General features: G+C 40.7%; 15 protein-coding genes and 1 tRNA gene. 11 read left to right on the top strand and 5 right to left on the bottom strand.

All coding sequences use genetic code 11. The features are described 5' to 3' along the window. Window positions 1-36: 36 nt before the first annotated feature. The 8 genes from WKK05_RS28355 to WKK05_RS28320 all read left to right on the top strand — a co-directional run bounded on the left by WKK05_RS28355 (window position 37) and on the right by WKK05_RS28320 (window position 7,486). Window positions 37-110 (top strand) — tRNA-Pro (locus tag WKK05_RS28355). A 715-nt stretch (window positions 111-825) separates the two neighbouring features. After that, the gene (locus tag WKK05_RS28350; RefSeq protein ID WP_341526360.1) at window positions 826-1,128 is read left to right on the top strand and encodes a lasso peptide biosynthesis PqqD family chaperone; all 303 of its coding nucleotides are present in this window, start codon (window positions 826-828) and stop codon (window positions 1,126-1,128) included. After that, window positions 1,112-1,549: a lasso peptide biosynthesis B2 protein gene (locus WKK05_RS28345; protein ID WP_341526359.1), complete on the top strand. Its 438-nt coding sequence runs from the start codon at window positions 1,112-1,114 to the stop codon at window positions 1,547-1,549. The genes WKK05_RS28350 and WKK05_RS28345 overlap by 17 nt, the downstream gene beginning before the upstream one ends. Next, window positions 1,546-3,522: a lasso peptide isopeptide bond-forming cyclase gene (locus WKK05_RS28340; protein ID WP_341526358.1), complete on the top strand. Its 1,977-nt coding sequence runs from the start codon at window positions 1,546-1,548 to the stop codon at window positions 3,520-3,522. The genes WKK05_RS28345 and WKK05_RS28340 overlap by 4 nt, the downstream gene beginning before the upstream one ends. A gap of 214 nt (window positions 3,523-3,736) precedes the next feature. Continuing rightward, on the top strand, window positions 3,737-3,883 hold the full coding sequence (locus WKK05_RS28335) for a lasso RiPP family leader peptide-containing protein (protein WP_341526357.1): 147 nt from the start codon (window positions 3,737-3,739) through the stop codon (window positions 3,881-3,883). 297 nt (window positions 3,884-4,180) lie between these two features. Then, window positions 4,181-4,327, top strand: coding sequence for a lasso RiPP family leader peptide-containing protein (locus WKK05_RS28330; protein ID WP_341526356.1), 147 nt, complete (start codon window positions 4,181-4,183; stop codon window positions 4,325-4,327). Between the two features lie 352 nt (window positions 4,328-4,679). Further along, window positions 4,680-5,606, top strand: coding sequence for a serine kinase (locus WKK05_RS28325; protein ID WP_341526355.1), 927 nt, complete (start codon window positions 4,680-4,682; stop codon window positions 5,604-5,606). Window positions 5,607-5,668: 62 nt separating this feature from the next. Beyond that, entirely contained in the window at window positions 5,669-7,486 is a 1,818-nt protein-coding gene (locus WKK05_RS28320) for an ABC transporter ATP-binding protein (protein ID WP_341526354.1), read from the top strand. A 117-nt stretch (window positions 7,487-7,603) separates the two neighbouring features. Here WKK05_RS28320 and WKK05_RS28315 read toward each other — a convergent pair whose 3' ends face one another. Continuing rightward, a complete protein-coding gene (locus tag WKK05_RS28315; RefSeq protein WP_341526353.1) occupies window positions 7,604-7,807 on the bottom strand; it encodes a hypothetical protein in 204 nt (67 codons plus the stop codon). Between the two features lie 188 nt (window positions 7,808-7,995). Here WKK05_RS28315 and WKK05_RS28310 point away from each other — a divergent pair, with 188 nt between their 5' ends. Next, window positions 7,996-8,868 (top strand): S-methyl-5'-thioadenosine phosphorylase, encoded by an 873-nt coding sequence (locus WKK05_RS28310; RefSeq protein ID WP_341526352.1) that lies wholly within the window; start codon window positions 7,996-7,998, stop codon window positions 8,866-8,868. 477 nt (window positions 8,869-9,345) lie between these two features. Here WKK05_RS28310 and WKK05_RS28305 read toward each other — a convergent pair whose 3' ends face one another. From WKK05_RS28305 to WKK05_RS28290, 4 genes are all read right to left on the bottom strand, one after another. After that, on the bottom strand, window positions 9,346-9,489 hold the full coding sequence (locus WKK05_RS28305) for a hypothetical protein (RefSeq protein ID WP_341526351.1): 144 nt from the start codon (window positions 9,487-9,489) through the stop codon (window positions 9,346-9,348). Between the two features lie 67 nt (window positions 9,490-9,556). After that, the gene (locus WKK05_RS28300) at window positions 9,557-11,716 is read right to left on the bottom strand and encodes a caspase family protein (RefSeq protein ID WP_341526350.1); all 2,160 of its coding nucleotides are present in this window, start codon (window positions 11,714-11,716) and stop codon (window positions 9,557-9,559) included. Window positions 11,717-11,816: 100 nt separating this feature from the next. Further along, window positions 11,817-12,995, bottom strand: a complete 1,179-nt coding sequence (gene sat, locus WKK05_RS28295) for a sulfate adenylyltransferase (protein WP_341526349.1) — start codon at window positions 12,993-12,995, stop codon at window positions 11,817-11,819. A 168-nt stretch (window positions 12,996-13,163) separates the two neighbouring features. Then, window positions 13,164-14,018 carry a DUF72 domain-containing protein gene (locus WKK05_RS28290; RefSeq protein WP_341526348.1) on the bottom strand — a complete coding sequence of 285 codons (855 nt, stop codon included), beginning with the start codon at window positions 14,016-14,018 and terminating at the stop codon, window positions 13,164-13,166. A 423-nt stretch (window positions 14,019-14,441) separates the two neighbouring features. On the opposite strand from WKK05_RS28290, the gene WKK05_RS28285 reads away from it, so the two are divergent. Beyond that, complete coding sequence (locus WKK05_RS28285; RefSeq protein WP_341526347.1) at window positions 14,442-15,812, top strand: hypothetical protein; 1,371 nt, start codon at window positions 14,442-14,444, stop codon at window positions 15,810-15,812. A gap of 2 nt (window positions 15,813-15,814) precedes the next feature. Further along, a complete protein-coding gene (locus tag WKK05_RS28280; protein ID WP_341526346.1) occupies window positions 15,815-17,158 on the top strand; it encodes a DUF1822 family protein in 1,344 nt (447 codons plus the stop codon). Window positions 17,159-17,297: the final 139 nt, after the last annotated feature.

The following is a 17,297-nucleotide window of genomic DNA, read 5'->3' as shown; positions in this document are numbered from 1 at the left end:
GATATTTTGGATTTACGGTAAGTGCCATTTTTATGGCGGGATGTGGCGCAGCTTGGTAGCGCACTTCGTTCGGGACGAAGGGGCCGCTGGTTCGAATCCAGTCATCCCGATTATTAAATTTAATCCTAAAGTAAGTCTGATAATGCTGTTATAAGCTTGTTTTAAGCTAACTATAAATTATCTTACTAATTAAAACACTTTGTATTGCCTACCTAATTGAGTTAGTATCTCGGTTGAATTTAGGCTAAACATCTTGGAGTTCAGAGAAGCTTGTAACAGTTCACTGAGTGCATAGTTACAATCAACATTAACAGTTGAGAAAAATCAAAAAATACACTTGTCAGTACTAGCTAGCTAATAAGCTGTTATTAGCTAGCTAGTTATAATTTTATACTAAATGAAATTTAATTAACTTAATTGTTTGTCACATTAGTATACTGAATTTGTTGTAGTCTACTGTTGCTTAACATACTAATATATATTCTTGAGATTAGTTAGTATAAATTATTTCTAACATCTTAGTAGCTGTCTATCTGTTGATAGAAGAAATCGAATTGGTTATGTACTCACTACTTATTTTTTACTTTAGATAGCTGTTAAATATCTCTATAAATACATAGAGTATAGGAGTACCTAAGTATCGAAAAACAGCAATTTCTCGCAAAAATCTCGTTTTTTATTTTATTTTCTTTACAGATGCTTTATAAAATTAGGCAAAATTTAAAACAATGAATAAAGATATGATCCTCGTGTAGCAAGAAGGTTCAGGAAATGTTATAAATTAACCTAAGAATCAACAAAAGTGCATCAATAATTACACTGAAAATGCCTGTACAATTATCGACTGATCATTCTTGGGTAGTAGTCAATAAGAATCAAATTTTCTCTGAACTACAAGGAGAAGCAGTTATTCTCGATATCAACTCAGGAGTTTACTACGGATTAAATCAAGTAGGAGCTAGTATCTGGAATTTGATTCAAGATCCAAAGACTGTAAAAGAAATTAAGGATGCCTTATTGGCAGAGTATGAAGTTGATCCCCAAGCTTGTGAAACTGACATTTTAGTGTTACTTGAAGACTTAGCAACCAAAGGACTGATCGAGATAAGACATGAAGCAATTGCTTAAATTGCTACGCCTCATTAATAAAGATCGTTATCTTTTGATAAATAGCTTTATTTTGTTGGGATTAGTCAAATTAGGATTGTGGTTGCTACCATTTCAGACCTTACGGCAACTTTTAGCTAGAATTAGCCAGCCAAACCCAAGGCTAGACCAAGCCCCTATTAGTAAAATTATTTGGGCTATTAATGTCAGCACTCGGTATATGCCCAGTGGTGCTAAATGTCTGGCTCGTGCTTTAGTTTGCCAAGTATTAATGACTCGCCGTGGTTATTCTCCAGAACTGCGTATAGGAGTTGCCAAAAGTCAAGAAGGTAAATTAGAAGCTCATGCGTGGATTGAAAGTCAAGGACAAGTTGTAATTGGTGATCTTAAAGAGCTTCCACGCTTTACCCAACTGCCATCTTTGCCAGGAAACAAGATATGAGCGGTATCATCGGCATCTACAATCTAGATGGCAAACTGGTTGACCATCAGCAACTGACGCATATGGTCAATATTCTTGCCCACAGGGGGCCAGATGGGTTAGATGCCTGGTGTTCTGAATCTGTTGGTCTGGGTCATCGAATGTTATGGACTACTCCTGAATCTCTATTGGAGAAGTTGCCTTTAATCAATGACATTAGCAATTTAGTCATTACAGCGGATATTCGTATAGATAACCGGGATGAACTTATCTATGCGTTAGAGTTGAATGACTCTCCAGCAGAAAAAATAACTGATAGCCAGCTAGTATTGGCTGCTTATGAAAAATGGGGTGAGCAATGCCCAGAATATCTACTTGGTGATTTTGCCTTTGCGATTTGGGATCAGCGAAAGCAAATAATGTTTTGTGCCAGAGACCATTTTGGGATTAAACCCTTTTATTACTACTCGTCTAAGCAAACTTTTGTTTTTGCCAGCGAGATCAAAGCTATATTTTGTCTCCCAGATGTTCCTCAGCAAGTTAATGAAGTAAGGATAGGTGACTATCTGGTATCAATGTTTCATGAGCCAGAGATTACCTCCTATAAAAATATCTTCCGATTGCCTCCGGCTTACAGTATGACTGTGAGTACTGAAGGAATAAAATTACAATGCTACTGGTCTCTTGATCCTAACCGTGAATTGCGTTTAGGTTCTGATGAAGAATACGCCCAAGCGTTTCGTGAAATTTTTACTAAAGCAGTTGAGTGCCGTCTGCGTAGCGCTTTCCCTATTGGCTCTCATTTGAGTGGTGGATTAGATTCATCTTCTATTACCTGTATGGCGCGAAAACTGCTTGCGGAAAATGGAGGGCAGCGCTTGCATACCTTTTCGGCGGTCTTTGATGAGTTAACGGAATGTGACGAACGCCCTTACATCAATGCAGTTATTGCTCAAGGTGGACTTGAGCCGCATTATGTCAATGGAGATCAACTCAGTCCGTTGAAGAACTTAGACAAGATGTTTTGGCATCAAGATGAAGCCTTTTATGCACCGAATTGGTCTATGGGCTGGGCTTTGTATGAGGCTATTCAAAAGCAAGGTGTTCGTATTATTTTCGACGGTTTTGATGGCGATAACGTCGTATCAGATGGATATGGATATTTAAGTGAACTAGCACGGGCAGGTCGCTGGTTCACTTTGACTAGAGAAGTTAAAGAACTGGCTAAAACTTTCGGTGTAAATTTCTGGGGATGGCTATGGACTTATGTAAAACAGTATGGAATTAAACCAACAATTTCCAAATACCCACTCCTGAGACTATTGCAAGAGAATTGGCAAAGATTGACTGATTCCAAGGTGCGTCAAGACAAGCAATCTGCAAAGATTCCTGCTTGGAGTACTATATTGAATCCTGAGTTTGTTGGGCGTATAGGTCTTGAGAAGCGCCATGAGGCTTGGCAAAAACTTCAGAGTAACTTTGGCCAAGATGAGAGAGAAAGACACTATCGCAATCTTACTCAAGGTTTAACATCATTTGCGGCTGAGATGCAAGACAAGACTTGTGCAGCCTTTGCTCTTGAACAACGCTACCCCTTTTGGGACAAGCGTTTGGTAGAGTTTTGTCTCTCCTTACCTGCTGAACAAAAGCTGCATCTGGGGTGGAACCGGATAGTGATGCGTCGGGCAATGGCTGATATTTTGCCTGTGGAAGTGCAATGGCGTCGAGGTAAGGCGAATTTTTCTCCAAATCTCGTCCACGGTTTGTTATCCCTGGAGCGATCGCGCTTGGACAAGTTAATTCTAAATGATTTAGGAGAAATGGCACAGTATGTAAATGTTGATGTTCTCAAGCAGACATATCAAAGGTTTATCTGTTCACAATCTTTATCGAGAGCAAAAGATGTCCACACAATTTGGATCGCTGTTTCTTTAACTTTATGGTTGCAGTATGCTGCATCACATAGACCTAATGAACTTGCAAACAAGAGTTGAGATCAACAAAAGTTTTGATAATACTAGAAAACTTTTATTGATGTGTCAGATCATTGTCCTGTTGGCTGTTACCTAAAAAAGAACACCCAACAGCACAGCGAGTCTGATTATTACCCGAAGGGTGTAATTTCACACTCAGCTGCTTCCTCAGCATCTGAATAAAGCCGAGGTTGAAAATAAACCAAAAATCCCCAAAAAGCAAAGGAGAAAAATCATGATTAATCAAAAGAAGTCCTATGAAAAGCCCAAACTGACTGTTTATGGCGAAGTCGAAGTTCTGACCCAAGGTTTTGGCCTTGGCCTATTTACAGATAAGGATTTTCCCTTATCTACTCCTAAAGATGATCTGACTTTCTCCTAATAGGAGTTTGGCATAAAAAGTAGATAAATCAAGATATCTAAGTTTTTTGAGCCTAGATATTTTTGATGATCTACTTTTGATTGTGATGTATGGGCTGCTAAAGCCCGTACAACTCGTCTTATATCTTTACTTCTGTTTAGTGATAACTAAACAGGTGCATGAATTAAAATCACAAAATAACAGTCTTTAATTGTCATTTTTGGCTATCACTAAGGCTATGTGATTTTACATTCAGTCACTCATTTTGGTTCTAATAGAACCAATGTAAAAAATCAACAAACAGCAAAGGATACAACCATGACTTCTAACAAAAAGCTCTACGTTCAACCCAAGCTTACTGTTTATGGCGAAGTTGAAACTCTGACCCAAGGTCTGGGTGATGGAAATACTTTAGATAAAGCGTTTCCTGCAAAGACTCCCAAGAAGGATTTGACTTTTTCCTAGATTAGAAGTTTTGTAATAAGAATGGGTAAATCAAGATATCTGAGTTTTTTAACCTAGATATCTGTGATGATTTACCGCTAATTGTGGTGTATGGGCTAATGCCTATACAGTTCGTTTGATGCACTTACCTCTGTTTAGGTCGCAACTAAGCAGAGGTCTTTACACAAATTACAATAATTGTTCTTTGCTTTTAAGTAAAGTACAGCCATCAATTTAACAAAAATATAAGAATATATTGTCATAAATATTGTTTGCTATAGAAACTCTATATTTTCTATTTGTAAAATAAAGCTTTTAGGGGTAAGAATTTGCAGTAATTTTTGTTACGTGTACCCTGAATGGAGTTGATGAAATGTATAATCACACAGCTTATGGTTTGGGCATCTGCTCTGCTTTGCCTTTACCAGAATTACAAAGTTCAACACATATAGAAGCAGATGTAGTTATCCGCTTTGGAGAAATCAATTGGTCTTTACCTACGCCTCCCCCATCATGGAGTTACTTTGAGATAGATGGCGAAGATGCTTATTTATACTGGAAAGTAGTAGGTAAATTTTTAGTACGGTCTGGAAAAGAAATTATTATCGAACCCCTACCAGATGTAGAAGAGAGTGTGATTCGCCTTCCGTTGTTAGGAGCAGTCTTAGGAATGCTGCTTCACCAGCGGCAGTTTTTGGTGTTACATGGTAGCGCTGTGGCTGTCGATGGGAATGCTGCTGTCTTTTTGGGGCGATCGGGGCAAGGTAAGTCTACTATGGCTGCAACCTTGTATGGACGAGGACATAAACTAATGGCAGATGATGTAGCTGCTGTAGATGTTAACAACGCCAGCAGCCCAATATTAGTTCCAGGATTTCCGCGGATCAAGCTGTGGCCGGATGCAGCCAGTGCAGCATTGGGGGATGATCCTGAAACTTTGAGGAAGATTCACCCGGAAGTTGAGAAACGCGATCGCCCCACTTTCGACAACTTTTTACGTACACCTCTGACTTTAAAACGGATCTACATACTTTCTGTAGGTTCAACTCTGCAAATCAAGCCTCTTCAACCTCCAGCAGCAGTAACCCAACTGATTGCTAATTCTTATATTCCGATGTTAATTGGTCAGAAATTTATCCGAAGTGCTAATGCATCTGTACACTTGCATCAATGTACTCGTCTAATCAACAATCTGCCTATTTACAGTTTAGAACGACCCCGCTCTTTAGAATTGTTGCCTGATGTAGCACATTTGGTAGAAAAAGATTTAGCAGATAAAATCCAACCAGCCATAGCATAGGTTATGTGATTAGATTTAATCTAATTTAAATTAAAAATTCATTAAATGTAGAAATTTTAACTATGCGAGCAGGCAAAAACATCAAACAAAAAATCCAACAAACTTTACATCTTCTGCCTGCATTACGCTTAGTATGGCAAAGTAGTCCTGGTTGGACGATCGCTCGCATAGTATTGTTAATTATCCAAGGCATACTGCCTGTAATATCAATCTATCTCACCAAATTAATTATCGATGCAGTCGTTGCCAACCTGAATGTTGCTGATAAAACAGTTGCCTTTCGTAATGTCATACTCTGGGTTATTTTAGCTGGTGTTGTCACCCTTGTAAGTAGTATTTGCAGTTCTTTGTCGGAACTAGTCGTTACTGCCCACTCTCAGCGCGTAACTGACTATATGCAAGGAATTATTAATACTAAATCAATTGCAACTGACTTAGAGTACTACGAAAATCCTCAATATTTCGATACTTTACAACGAGCGCAGCAAGAAGCTCCTTACCGACCTCCCGAAATTCTCAATCGTTTAGCACAAGTTGGCCAGAGTAGTATTTCCTTGGTGGCGATGGTAGGCTTGCTGCTGTCGCTACATTGGGGAATCATCGGTGTTTTATTTATGGCGGCTCTACCAGCGCTACTGGTGCGGCTAAAATACAGTCGCGTCATGTATCATTGGCAGCGTAAACGCACACAGCCGGAACGGCAAGCAATGTACTTAGTTTGGATGCTGACATCAGACCAGTACGCTAAAGAAATTCGCTTATTTAATTTAGGCGAATACTTTAGTAAATGGTATCTCCGTATCCGACGACAAATATATAAAGAAAAGATAGCCATTTACACCAAACGCTCTGCGGCGAATTTCTTTGCAGAAGCGATCGCAGGTCTTTTTATCTTTGCTGTTTATGCTTTCATTGTCTATCAAGCTATCCAAGGCATTTTGCGTTTAGGTGATTTGGTACTTTATCACCAAGCATTGCAACGAGGGCAGAACGATATTAGAAGTTTGTTAGTTAGCGTGTCTAATCTTTATGAGGATAATTTATTTCTTGCTAATCTTTACGAATTCCTTGACCTGAAACCTAAGTTAGTTGATCCTTCAAATCCACAGCCAATACCCCAACCGATGCAAACTGGCATCGTTTTTAACAATGTAAATTTTCAATACTCTACTACTACCCGTCAGGCACTTAAAGATATCAACTTGACAATTAAACCGGGAGAAGTGGTGGCGCTAGTAGGGGAAAATGGCTCTGGGAAAACTACTTTAATTAAACTTTTATGCCGCTTATATGACCCCACTTCTGGCAGTATCACTATTGATGGTATTGACCTCAGTCAATATAAAATGGCAGATTTGCGCCGTGAAATCAGCGTGATTTTCCAAGACTACGCGAAGTATCACTTGACGGCACAAGAAAATATTTGGTTAGGTAATATTGATTTGCCAGCAGAGCGAGAAAGTATTATTACTGCTGCGCGTCGTTCTGGTGCTGATGACGTTATTAGCAAGTTACCTAAAGGTTATGACACCATGTTAGGTAAGTTGTTTGATCAAGGAGAAGAATTGAGTATTGGCCAGTGGCAAAAGGTCGCATTGGCGCGAGCATTTCTCCGCAATTCTCAGGTGATTGTTCTGGATGAACCGACCAGTGCAATGGATCCCAAAGCTGAATATGAAGTATTTGAACAGTTCCGTCAACTTATCAAAAATCAAGCTGCTATCCTAATCAGCCATCGCTTATCTACCGTCAAAATGGCCGATCGCATTTATGTCATGGCAGGTGGCAAAATTGTGGAGAGTGGCACTCATGACGAACTCATGCAGATGGCTGGGACTTATGCTTACTTGTTTAATACTCAAGCTCAACAGTATCGCTGAGGAGTCAACCCTTATGGGGAATTCAAAATTAAGAACTTAGCTACAGAATTGAGGTTTCCCAACCATAAACAAAACCTGTTCTCCTTCTAACTTCTACTATATTTTGTAGTTGAATCTTTAATCTACTACTTTGAGCAATCCTCTTTGCAAAGCATCAAACACTCGACTAATTTGCAACCTATCTTCTTCATTTAAGCCTTCTTTAGAAAGCAATGTTGACATTAAGAGCTGCTGATCTCGTCGTGTAATTCTGCGAACTGCAAATATGCGCTCCAAGACTTTCTCTAACGACATTTGAATTAAGGGGCTGGTGGCTTGCATATTCGTTACCTAAACTTTGTGTAAAGTTTACAACTAAGTATTAGTACGATACCAATTTATGTAAAAAATTAGCAATGGTAGCTCTACGGAAGAATAAAAAATTGTCAGTTGCTAATTTCCCACCTCTGTTACTACTCCCTTTTCGGTAAAATAACTAGGCGGCTCAGCAAGGAATTAGGTTGAGAATCATGGTTAGAGCTAGGATTGGGATTATTGGTGGCAGCGGTCTGTATAAAATGGATGCGCTCAAAGATGTGGAAGAGGTACAAGTCCAGACTCCCTTTGGCTCACCATCTGATGCATTGATTCTGGGGACATTGGAAGGTACAAGGGTAGCTTTTTTGGCGCGTCATGGTCGCAACCACACATTGCTACCTTCTGAATTGCCGTTTCGCGCCAATATTTATGCGATGAAGCAAGTTGGCGTAGAATATCTGATTTCGGCTAGTGCTGTTGGTTCATTAAAAGAAGAGGCTAAACCACTGGATATGGTGGTTCCAGATCAATTTATTGATAGAACAAAAAATCGGGTTTCGACATTTTTTGGAGAGGGAATAGTCGCTCACATTGCCTTTGCTGACCCGATTTGTAAAAGTTTAGCTGGAGTTTTGGCAGATGCGATCGCTTCTCTAAATTTACCAGAAATCACTCTCCATCGCGGTGGTACTTATGTATGCATGGAAGGGCCAGCATTCTCGACGAAAGCGGAATCGAATCTTTACCGCAGTTGGGGTGCGACAATAATTGGGATGACGAATTTACCAGAGGCAAAGTTAGCCAAAGAAGCAGAAATTGCCTATGCAACCTTAGCACTGGTAACAGATTACGATTGTTGGCATCCAGATCATCATAGTGTGACGGTGGAAATGGTGATTGGGAATTTGCTGCGGAATGCAGTTAATGCTCAAAAGGTGATTCAAGAAACTGTGCGACGTTTAAGTGAAAATCCGCCACCTAGTGATGCACATTCGGCTTTGAAGTATGCGATTTTGACAAATTTGGATAAAGCACCTGTGGCGACGAAGGAAAAGTTAGGCTTACTGCTGCAAAAGTATTTATAGAAAATTAACCGCAGAAGTGAGAGTGGAGAGATTATAGGCTAGAAAAATCGGCGTTGCTGAATTTGAGTATGAAAGTCAAAAATTCAATAGACCTCTTGGATAAATATTTTTTTGCCTCACGCAGAGGCGCTTTCGCGTAGCGTCTGTCTGCGACACGCTGCGCGAACGCAGAGAAGACGCAGAGAGAAAGTCTCACTCAATTCCTCAACATACAATTTTCCCAAATTGGCACGGTGACTCCTGCTTCTCCCTCTTCTCACTTTCGTTGAAACCAAAACTAAGTTTAGCCCTGTTTTGTTACTCTGGGAAAAGAAAAATCAAAGCCAAATTTTGAACTGTAGATAGAACAGGCATTTGAGTGTTTATTTTCTAACACAATGGCTGAAATCATGGTTTTTTAGTAAAAGTCTTATGCTGTAAGCATTCCAGATTATTCTCTCCCGAAAGTGATAAAAGAGGGTTAGTTTCAAGGTACTTTTAGCATATTCCTTGCACTGCAAAGGGCTTCAATGGCATCAATTCCAGTAAAGCAGTTGGCTGTGGTTGGGCAGTAGGTGTATCAACAAATAAAAATAATAAGACGAGTGAAAGCGCAAACCCAACCGAATTTGTGATTTTCATGAAAGTTTGCTACGTGTAAACTCACAATCCTTAGTCGTATACACAACTAAGATACAAGACTCCCTGTTTACACTACTTGAAAACTAAAACTAAGACTTGCCCAATTATTCACATCCAAAATATAAGAGTCAGCAGATGTGCTATTGACTTCAGTTTTGACTGCGCTAGCGTTGTGTAAGTCTTGTAGCAAAGCTTGGGCAACTTCTAGGGAGTTCAACAATGGGCTAATCGGCCGTTGGTCGGCTGTGGGATATTTAGCCGTATTCAAGGCGGCAAGAGTTTCAGTGAAAGGGGCAGTACTGAAGATTAGTTGATGTTCACACTCAAAAGCTGGCCCAGAAACTGCCCATTCAGACCCAGCAGTATTTTCTGGTAAGGCGAGGGTTTCGTTAGGGGCGATGACTATTTGTTTAAGTAGGGGTTGGGTATCCGAAATATTTGTGTCTGTGGGAGTTTCCCAAGGGTAGAAGGCAACTGTTGTCCGATTGTTTTTTAATCCTAGTAAGATTAAATATAGTGGGCGATCGCTCTGGTTTTGTACGCGATATTGCATCCGACTACCAATAGGCACAAGTTGTGTTAGCGGTAGCGGGGCGTTTAGCCCGTTCTGAGTTCTAAGTGGCTTAGTTGTTGAATTTTCAGAAATTTGATTTCGCAGTGTTGCGCGTTGCATGACTGCGCGAGGTGATATGCCGCTAATTATTTCTAAGGTTGCTTTAACTGCTAACCGGGAAGAACCTTCATTTTCTGTCAGCCGCCACAACTTTGCTGCTAGCAGCGGTTGAAATTTAGGTGCTAAACGCTGCATAGCTAATTTTACTGCTTCCCCAACTTCCCCAGCAGTGTTAGGAATTAGCTCACTGCCCAGAGTAAATAAACCATAGCGGCCAGGAGGTTGCTGTAATTTAGCAAATACGTAATCGGCTGGTTGTTCCCCTGCTACTACACTCGACACGTGGGGAAATGCGGCTAAAGCACTTGTTGCATCTACTCGTTCAATTCTTTCGAGTCCTGTATCCAAACCAATTTTTAAACCCACATTTCGGGGTAATACTCTGATTGTTTCTTGAACGAGTTGCCCGACTTGTAAGGAAGTTACGCCGATAATACCAGAAATTTGCGCTTTTGCTTTTAACCCGCTGCGCGATCGCAATACTAACTCTTCTCCAGTTACCAGCGACAGCCGAGAATTAACTCCATAGTATTCCAGCACTTGTGGAGGTAATCCACCTAACCACAGATGGGCTGTTTTACCGTCCTCTTCAATTGCTGTCACTGCCCCTTCTCCACCAACAATAGAGTCAGGGAGGAAATTCTCAGCAAGTAACACTGCTTGGGGATTTTTCTTTTCACTAATTAACGCTGGCTGCTGTTTGCTACCCAACTTATGAAGAGAAGTTCCGACGTAGGAAAGAGTGAATTGAATTTTTGTGGCTGGGGTTGATTCCCACAAGTACTGTGTTAAGGCGTAAGTAAATAATCCAGCACTAAAACCAGAAAATAAAGCTTCTCTGGCTAACTGCTTAGGGTCTGAGGTGGCTGTAAGAATAAGAGGACTGACTTTTGAGTTTTGAGTTTTGACTTTGTTTTGAAAGTCTAATTCTGCTGTCGATAGTTGTGCTTCTGTTGATTCTGGACGGACGCGAATTCGCGTTGCTGCTAACTGGGATGTGCTAGGAGTGTAGTAGCTGGTATCCAATACTGCTGTAACGTGTTCTGTAGGAAGCGATCGCAACAACAGCAATAAGGTTTCTTCTAATAGGTAGTTGACTATTTTTTCGTCTTGTGATTTTACTTGCTCATTGACTGGCACTAGAGCATTCTGCAATGTTTCTAGCGATGTTGGTAATTTGACGCGAGTCCCGTAACCGCTAAAGTGGAAGACAACCAAATCACCCGGTCTTGCTTGCTGACTGAGATGATCTAAAAAAGCAGCTTCGATGAATTCTCTATTAGCTTGTTCTTCAGTTAAGGTCAAGATATCTGAAGCTTGGAAGCCAAAGCGATGAATTAAAAGTTCTTTTTGCAGTTCCACATCAGTCAAACAACCGCTAAGGGCTGGACTTTCTGGATATTGATTGATACCGATTAATAATGCCAACTTGCGCGAATTAGGTTGTGCCAGCGCTTGGTAATAGCGACTTCCTAAAGTCAACCACTCAGCTTCAGTTACCCCCAATACCGCGAGTATTGAGCCAATTTTGTGTAAAAACGTCCGCCGTTCCATAATTAACTATCAGTCCTCAGCCCATAAGCTAACAGCTTATAGGCTTCAGGTCTGTAGAGTAAAGCGATAGTTTATACTGTTTGCTTGTTAACAATCTAGCTTAAGCCAATACTTGTATACGCATTGCCCGTGCCAACTCTGCTGCTACTTCTGGACGAGAAAATTCTGGTGGAGGTAATTCACCCCGGCGCAGCATTTCCCTAACTTTTGTTCCCGATAGGTGAACGCGTTCTTCTGGTTTGCTGGGACTGGTTTTAGTCGTTGCCATTTGCTTGGTACGCGTGCAGTAGAAAGCGTGTTCAAACTTCATTGGCACAATACCCAATTCACTTGGCTCAAACTCGTCAAAGATGTATTGAGCATCGTAAGTACCATAGTAATCACCAACGCCCGCATGATCCCGTCCAACGATAAAGTGAGTACAGCCATAGTTTTTGCGGACTAAAGCATGAAAAATTGCCTCGCGAGGCCCAGCATAACGCATTGCTGCCGGATTAATTGCCAAAATTACCCGATCATGGGGATAGTAGTGTTCCAACAAAATCTCATAACAGCGCATCCGCACATCGGCGGGAATATCATCGTCTTTGGTTGCCCCTACTAAGGGATGCAAAAATAAAGCATCTACTGTTTCCAAGGCGCACTTTTGGATGTATTCATGAGCGCGGTGAATGGGGTTGCGAGTTTGGAAACCAACAATCGTTTTCCAGCCATTTTCCCGAAATATTTGCCGTGAGGCAGCTGGATCAATTTGGTAGTTGGGAAACTGGGGATGGGTTACGCGTTGCAAAAGCCAGATATCACCAGCCAAATGTACAGAACCTTGATTATAAAGTACCTGCACACCAGGATGGTTCGCATCATTAGTGCGATAGACATTGATTGCCTCGCGGGTCTTGTCGTAGTTATACTTTTGGGTGAGTTGCAAAACTCCAATAAACCGACCGGCAGGGTTATCTAAGCGAATCAAACCGCCTTCTTTAAGAGAAGAAGCTACTTCTTCGGCAACCGAAAGTGTAATCGGCATCGACCAGACAAGACCGTTAGCAAGACGCATTTCAGTGACTACGCGATCGTAATCTTCCTGATTCATAAAACCTGTGAGTGGGCTAAAAGCGCCGATCGCAATCATTTCTACATCAGAAACGGCTCGCTCATCAAGTTGCACTCGCGGCAAAAAGTCAGCTTTTGAGAGAAACTCTTCCCTTTGTTCCGGTGTAGCGATACGGTTAACTAATTCTCCACCGTGGGGGGCAATGGCATCTGGATTTTGACTCAACGTAATCCCCTCTTTGCAATAACTGCTATTTCAGACTATGTACTAACTTATCAAATGCTGGTACGAGGAAAAAAAGAGTTTAGAAAATTGGGAGTAGACAGTGAGAGGAATTTTGCAAGTAATTTCTTATTTTAAGTTACATTGCTTAATTTTAGTAGTTAAGTATACTCACCATAAACTGAGTTGATTGGGAGGATGCTCCAAGTTATTCCAAGGTAGAGGTGGAATTGCTGTACCACTCTGTTCTAATAGCTGTTGGAAGTGACGGGCTGTGTTAGGCGATCGCTCTTCTGTTGGACAATGAACAAAGAAATAAATTCGTTTTCCCTGCTGTAACCATTGTTGAATCTGTGTTACCCACTCTTCCATAAAAGGCTGATTCACAGACAAATTCGGATGAGAAATAAATCTAATCAAGCTAAAAGGCGCTGTAACACTAAATTGCAATGGTAATTTAGGTTTACGTCGCTCTGATTCTATCTGGGGATCATCATCTCCAGCGTAGATTGGGCGCGAGTCTAATAGTACCCGTCCTACGCCTAGCTGCTCTAAAAGCGCTGTCAAATTTCTAGCATGGGGTTCCTTGAACCAATCGGGATGCCGAACTTCTAATGCTAGAGGTGCATCTGTGCGCGGCCAAGCTTCTAAAAAGTTGGTCAAATCGTCAAGCAATGTAGGTGTATAACTCGGCGGTAACTGAGCAAAAATCGGCCCAATGTGCTTACCTAAAGGGCGCATTCCTTCCAAAAATTTTAAAGCAGCCGGAATATTTGGTTTTAATAACCCTTTATGGGTGATATCTCGCGGTAATTTCAAGCAAAATTCAAATCCTGATGGTGTTTCCGCAGCCCATCGAGTTACAGTTTCTTGATTAGGCACAGCGTAGAAGGTGGTATTGCCTTCTACAGTGGTGAAGCGACGGCTGTAGAGATGCAGAAAGTCTGTAGTGCGAGTGCCTTGGGGATAAAGTTCGCCCACCCAACCTTTATATGCCCAAACAGCACAACCGATAAAAAATTTCACGACGCTTGAAAGCTTTGATTATTCATCTCGATTGTACAGTGTGATTCACCAACTCCAAGCATCTGAACATTTATTTTGAGGCGATCGCTACAAGCTTAAATTGGGTCTATAACTGTAGCACTACCCTCCAGTTTGACATAGCTACCAGAACTCTTTTTTTGAGCATATTCCATTAAGGCGATTCCAGCATGGGCGGTGCAGGAATTTAACCCCAAACTCTAATACCCAACCTCAAGACAAATCTTTTTATGTGAGTCTTGTTCTCTCTAATCGTTGATTCGATTGGTACGCAGCTAAACCAAACTAAAGTGCATAAAGTCAGCGGGTCTGGAATTAAGAACTTATAGACAGACTAGATTACCGTGGAGCCATTACTGTATAAATTGTTTGCTGACGATAAATTATCACTGACCTGATATACCTATGGGTGCTGCATTAAGATATTGGAGGCTAGTAAGAATTGATACTGCTGGTAAGCGACAAATCAAAGAAATTAAACCAGCTAAGGAGTTTTTCGCTGATACGTTTCCAGAATATACGGTTGAAAGCGATGTAAATGATACAGAAGTGCAACGGCTGCTATTGGAACTGTCTAGGGATGCTCCTGCTGACAGATGTTTGTTAGCAGAACGTTGTTTACTCTGCTTTATATCTTGGCAAATTGAGCAAGTTTGCTTGCAGCTAGAAGCTAATTTTGGGAATGTTCACGGTTTTAGTTGCACTGATTTACTGCCTTATGTCCTTGATGATGATGGCAGATTACAACCAGCAAGTTCTTATCAATGTCTTTCTCGAAAAGTTTTGCAGAGTTTTGACTCTGCACAAAGCAGTCTCACAAATTGGACAACTACAAGGGTAAAACAAGATCCGGCGTTAAATAAATTTTTGCTAGAGTTAGGAGTTTATCTTATAAGTGATTGGGCAATTCTTAACGATACTCGACCCAAACAGCTAGAGCGAATTTTAAGGGAGTTCCACTCGTTAACTGTTAGCGAGATTGAATATTTCTCAAAGCTTTTAGAAAGCTACCATCTTATTTATCGGGTACAACGATTACAACAACGTTCTTTAGGCATTAGGGGAAAGTGTTCTCCACCGACAACTCAACAACTAGAAGAAATTGCTTTGAAATTAGAAAGCCAAATCGGTCAGATACTCAAGAGTGAAACTGTGATGGCACAATTGCAAAATCTTGCCTCTCGCCTACGACAGTACAGAATTCATGCGCGGGGTGGTGCTCTACCTACAGTATCGAGAGATGCTATGGATAGAGAAGGAATTTCTGCTCCTCAAGTTACTAATTCTGAAGAAAATGAAGACAATCAAGCAGAGTTTTTGCAGTTATATCGTTCACAATTCTTAGTTTGTTTAGAGCAAGCATTAGCTTTGGTGATTGGGTCAAGAATAAGACAGCTACAATCTAAGAAAGCGGATAAAGCTAAAACATTCCTGGCAGCACTCCAGCTTATTTACTGTCAACAACTACCGATGACAGCAATCGCTAAACAGGTAGGGCTACGCGCACAAGATGCAGTAACTCGTTTACTCAAACTCAAAGAATTTCGTGCTGATGTACAACAGCAACTGATGTTAATTCTACGCGATCGCGTCCTCGTTTTGGCACAAAATTACTTTAATTTAGAACGAATTCAAATTTTAGAACACCAGATTGCATCTGCCCTTGATGAGCAAATCGCTATGGTAGTAGAAGAGGCAGATAAAAAATCTCGCACAACAAAAAATAGTCTTTTTGCTGACCAGATATGTCGCTATATCGATAAGATTAATAAGTAAATATGAGAAACTTATCAAGTAATACTACTCAATTAAACCTAGATTTTGAAGTTCTGGATACAGCCGCCATTCCTCTCTCAGATGAGCAAATTAATCAGGCTGTGGAACTTAGTAATACAATCCGCAATTCATCCCGGCAGTGGCAAACTTATATTAATGCTTTAGCGCTATTTGCTTTTGAGCAATGGCTAAAAGAACGAAACAATTCTCTAACTATTAATCGAGAACATTGTACAGTTTTACAGCCACCGCTCGCCAATGCGATCGCATCTGTAGCGAATTTACAAGTGGGAGAGTTTAAACTTTGCCTAATTTCCACTAGTAGCCTCTCTGATATGGAAGTGCCTTTATCTAAAATAGTCGTAGATTTACCAGAATATGTTCCTCATTTTTATGTATTGATAGAAGTTTTAGAAGAACAAGAATCGGCAGTTGTTTCTAATTTCTTATCTTATCAACAACTCGTAGAAAACCAGGTAAGAGAGAATTTACAAGCTGAGGAAGACTGGAATTATCAGATACCTTTAAGCTGGTTTGAGAATAATCTAGACCGCTTGTTATTATATTTGCGTTGTTTAGAACCAGATGTAATTACTTTACCAGATGTCAAGAGTCGAACTCAGCTTTTATCGACAATGCAAAGCGAATTAGTCGCATTGTTACCCCAATTGCAATCACCAGAAAGTGAACTATGGGAAGTTTTGACTTGGGAGCAAGGAATTGCTGTACTTACTAATCTAGAGTTGCTCAATTGGGTTTACAATTCGCAGCAAGCAGATAATTCTTCAATAAAAACCAGCTTAAAGGATTTACTCAAATTGTTGACACAGCCGGCGCTGAATGTAGGGCGTTGGTTATGGGATGAATTGGATGAATTAGGGCAGCAATTTTCATGGGTGCTGTTACCTAGTTTGACACCTACGGCGGCAATGCGATCGCCTACAGAAGAATTTCAGGCAATTATCACGCAACTTCAAAACAGAGGTTTAGAAATTCCCTCTCAAGCGCGGGGTGCTTACCACGATTTATTATTAGCAGGAATTCCGCTGCGGTTGTATGCTGTAACTTGGCATATCCTATCTGAATCAGACCCCCATTTATGGACATTGTTGTTAGTTTTAGGCACAGCTTCGCATGATGCTTTACCATTACGTTTAAAACTTCGGGTGAGTGACCAAACTAGCATTTTATTAGAACAAGAGACAAATCAAGAACAGGGTGATTCTTATTTGTTTACTCGTGTGGTTGGTGGCTGGAATGAGAAATTTTTGGTGAGTGTGAGTTTAATGGATGGCATTGAGTTGAGCTTGCCTCCATTTGCATTTTATCCGGGGCGATCGCTTTAACTTTATTTGGTTACGTTTTTTGCAACAGGTAATTATCTTACGCAGAGAAAGATGAAGGGGCGAGGAAATAATTATTATTCCTTGTTTTCCTTTATCGCTATAATATCTACGTCATAACCACTTTCTTTTTTGCTTAGGC

It is taken from the genome of Nostoc sp. UHCC 0302 (assembly GCF_038096175.1).
Taxonomy (GTDB): domain Bacteria; phylum Cyanobacteriota; class Cyanobacteriia; order Cyanobacteriales; family Nostocaceae; genus UHCC-0302.
The sequence above is the reverse complement of the archived record's forward strand: the minus strand, read 5'-3'. Positions and strand labels throughout refer to the sequence as shown.

Excerpts from the sequence above, each read along its gene's own strand:
- WKK05_RS28285 (WP_341526347.1), top strand. The coding sequence starts at position 14,442 with ATGGGTGCTGCATTAAGATATTGGAGGCTAGTAAGAATTGATACTGCT.
- WKK05_RS28335 (WP_341526357.1), top strand. The coding sequence starts at position 3,737 with ATGATTAATCAAAAGAAGTCCTATGAAAAGCCCAAACTGACTGTTTAT.
- WKK05_RS28280 (WP_341526346.1), top strand. The coding sequence starts at position 15,815 with ATGAGAAACTTATCAAGTAATACTACTCAATTAAACCTAGATTTTGAA.
- WKK05_RS28350 (WP_341526360.1), top strand. The coding sequence starts at position 826 with ATGCCTGTACAATTATCGACTGATCATTCTTGGGTAGTAGTCAATAAG.
- WKK05_RS28325 (WP_341526355.1), top strand. The coding sequence starts at position 4,680 with ATGTATAATCACACAGCTTATGGTTTGGGCATCTGCTCTGCTTTGCCT.
- WKK05_RS28340 (WP_341526358.1), top strand. The coding sequence starts at position 1,546 with ATGAGCGGTATCATCGGCATCTACAATCTAGATGGCAAACTGGTTGAC.
- WKK05_RS28305 (WP_341526351.1), bottom strand. The coding sequence starts at position 9,489 with ATGAAAATCACAAATTCGGTTGGGTTTGCGCTTTCACTCGTCTTATTA.
- WKK05_RS28300 (WP_341526350.1), bottom strand. The coding sequence starts at position 11,716 with ATGGAACGGCGGACGTTTTTACACAAAATTGGCTCAATACTCGCGGTA.
- WKK05_RS28330 (WP_341526356.1), top strand. The coding sequence starts at position 4,181 with ATGACTTCTAACAAAAAGCTCTACGTTCAACCCAAGCTTACTGTTTAT.
- WKK05_RS28320 (WP_341526354.1), top strand. The coding sequence starts at position 5,669 with ATGCGAGCAGGCAAAAACATCAAACAAAAAATCCAACAAACTTTACAT.
- WKK05_RS28315 (WP_341526353.1), bottom strand. The coding sequence starts at position 7,807 with ATGCAAGCCACCAGCCCCTTAATTCAAATGTCGTTAGAGAAAGTCTTG.
- WKK05_RS28345 (WP_341526359.1), top strand. The coding sequence starts at position 1,112 with ATGAAGCAATTGCTTAAATTGCTACGCCTCATTAATAAAGATCGTTAT.
- WKK05_RS28310 (WP_341526352.1), top strand. The coding sequence starts at position 7,996 with ATGGTTAGAGCTAGGATTGGGATTATTGGTGGCAGCGGTCTGTATAAA.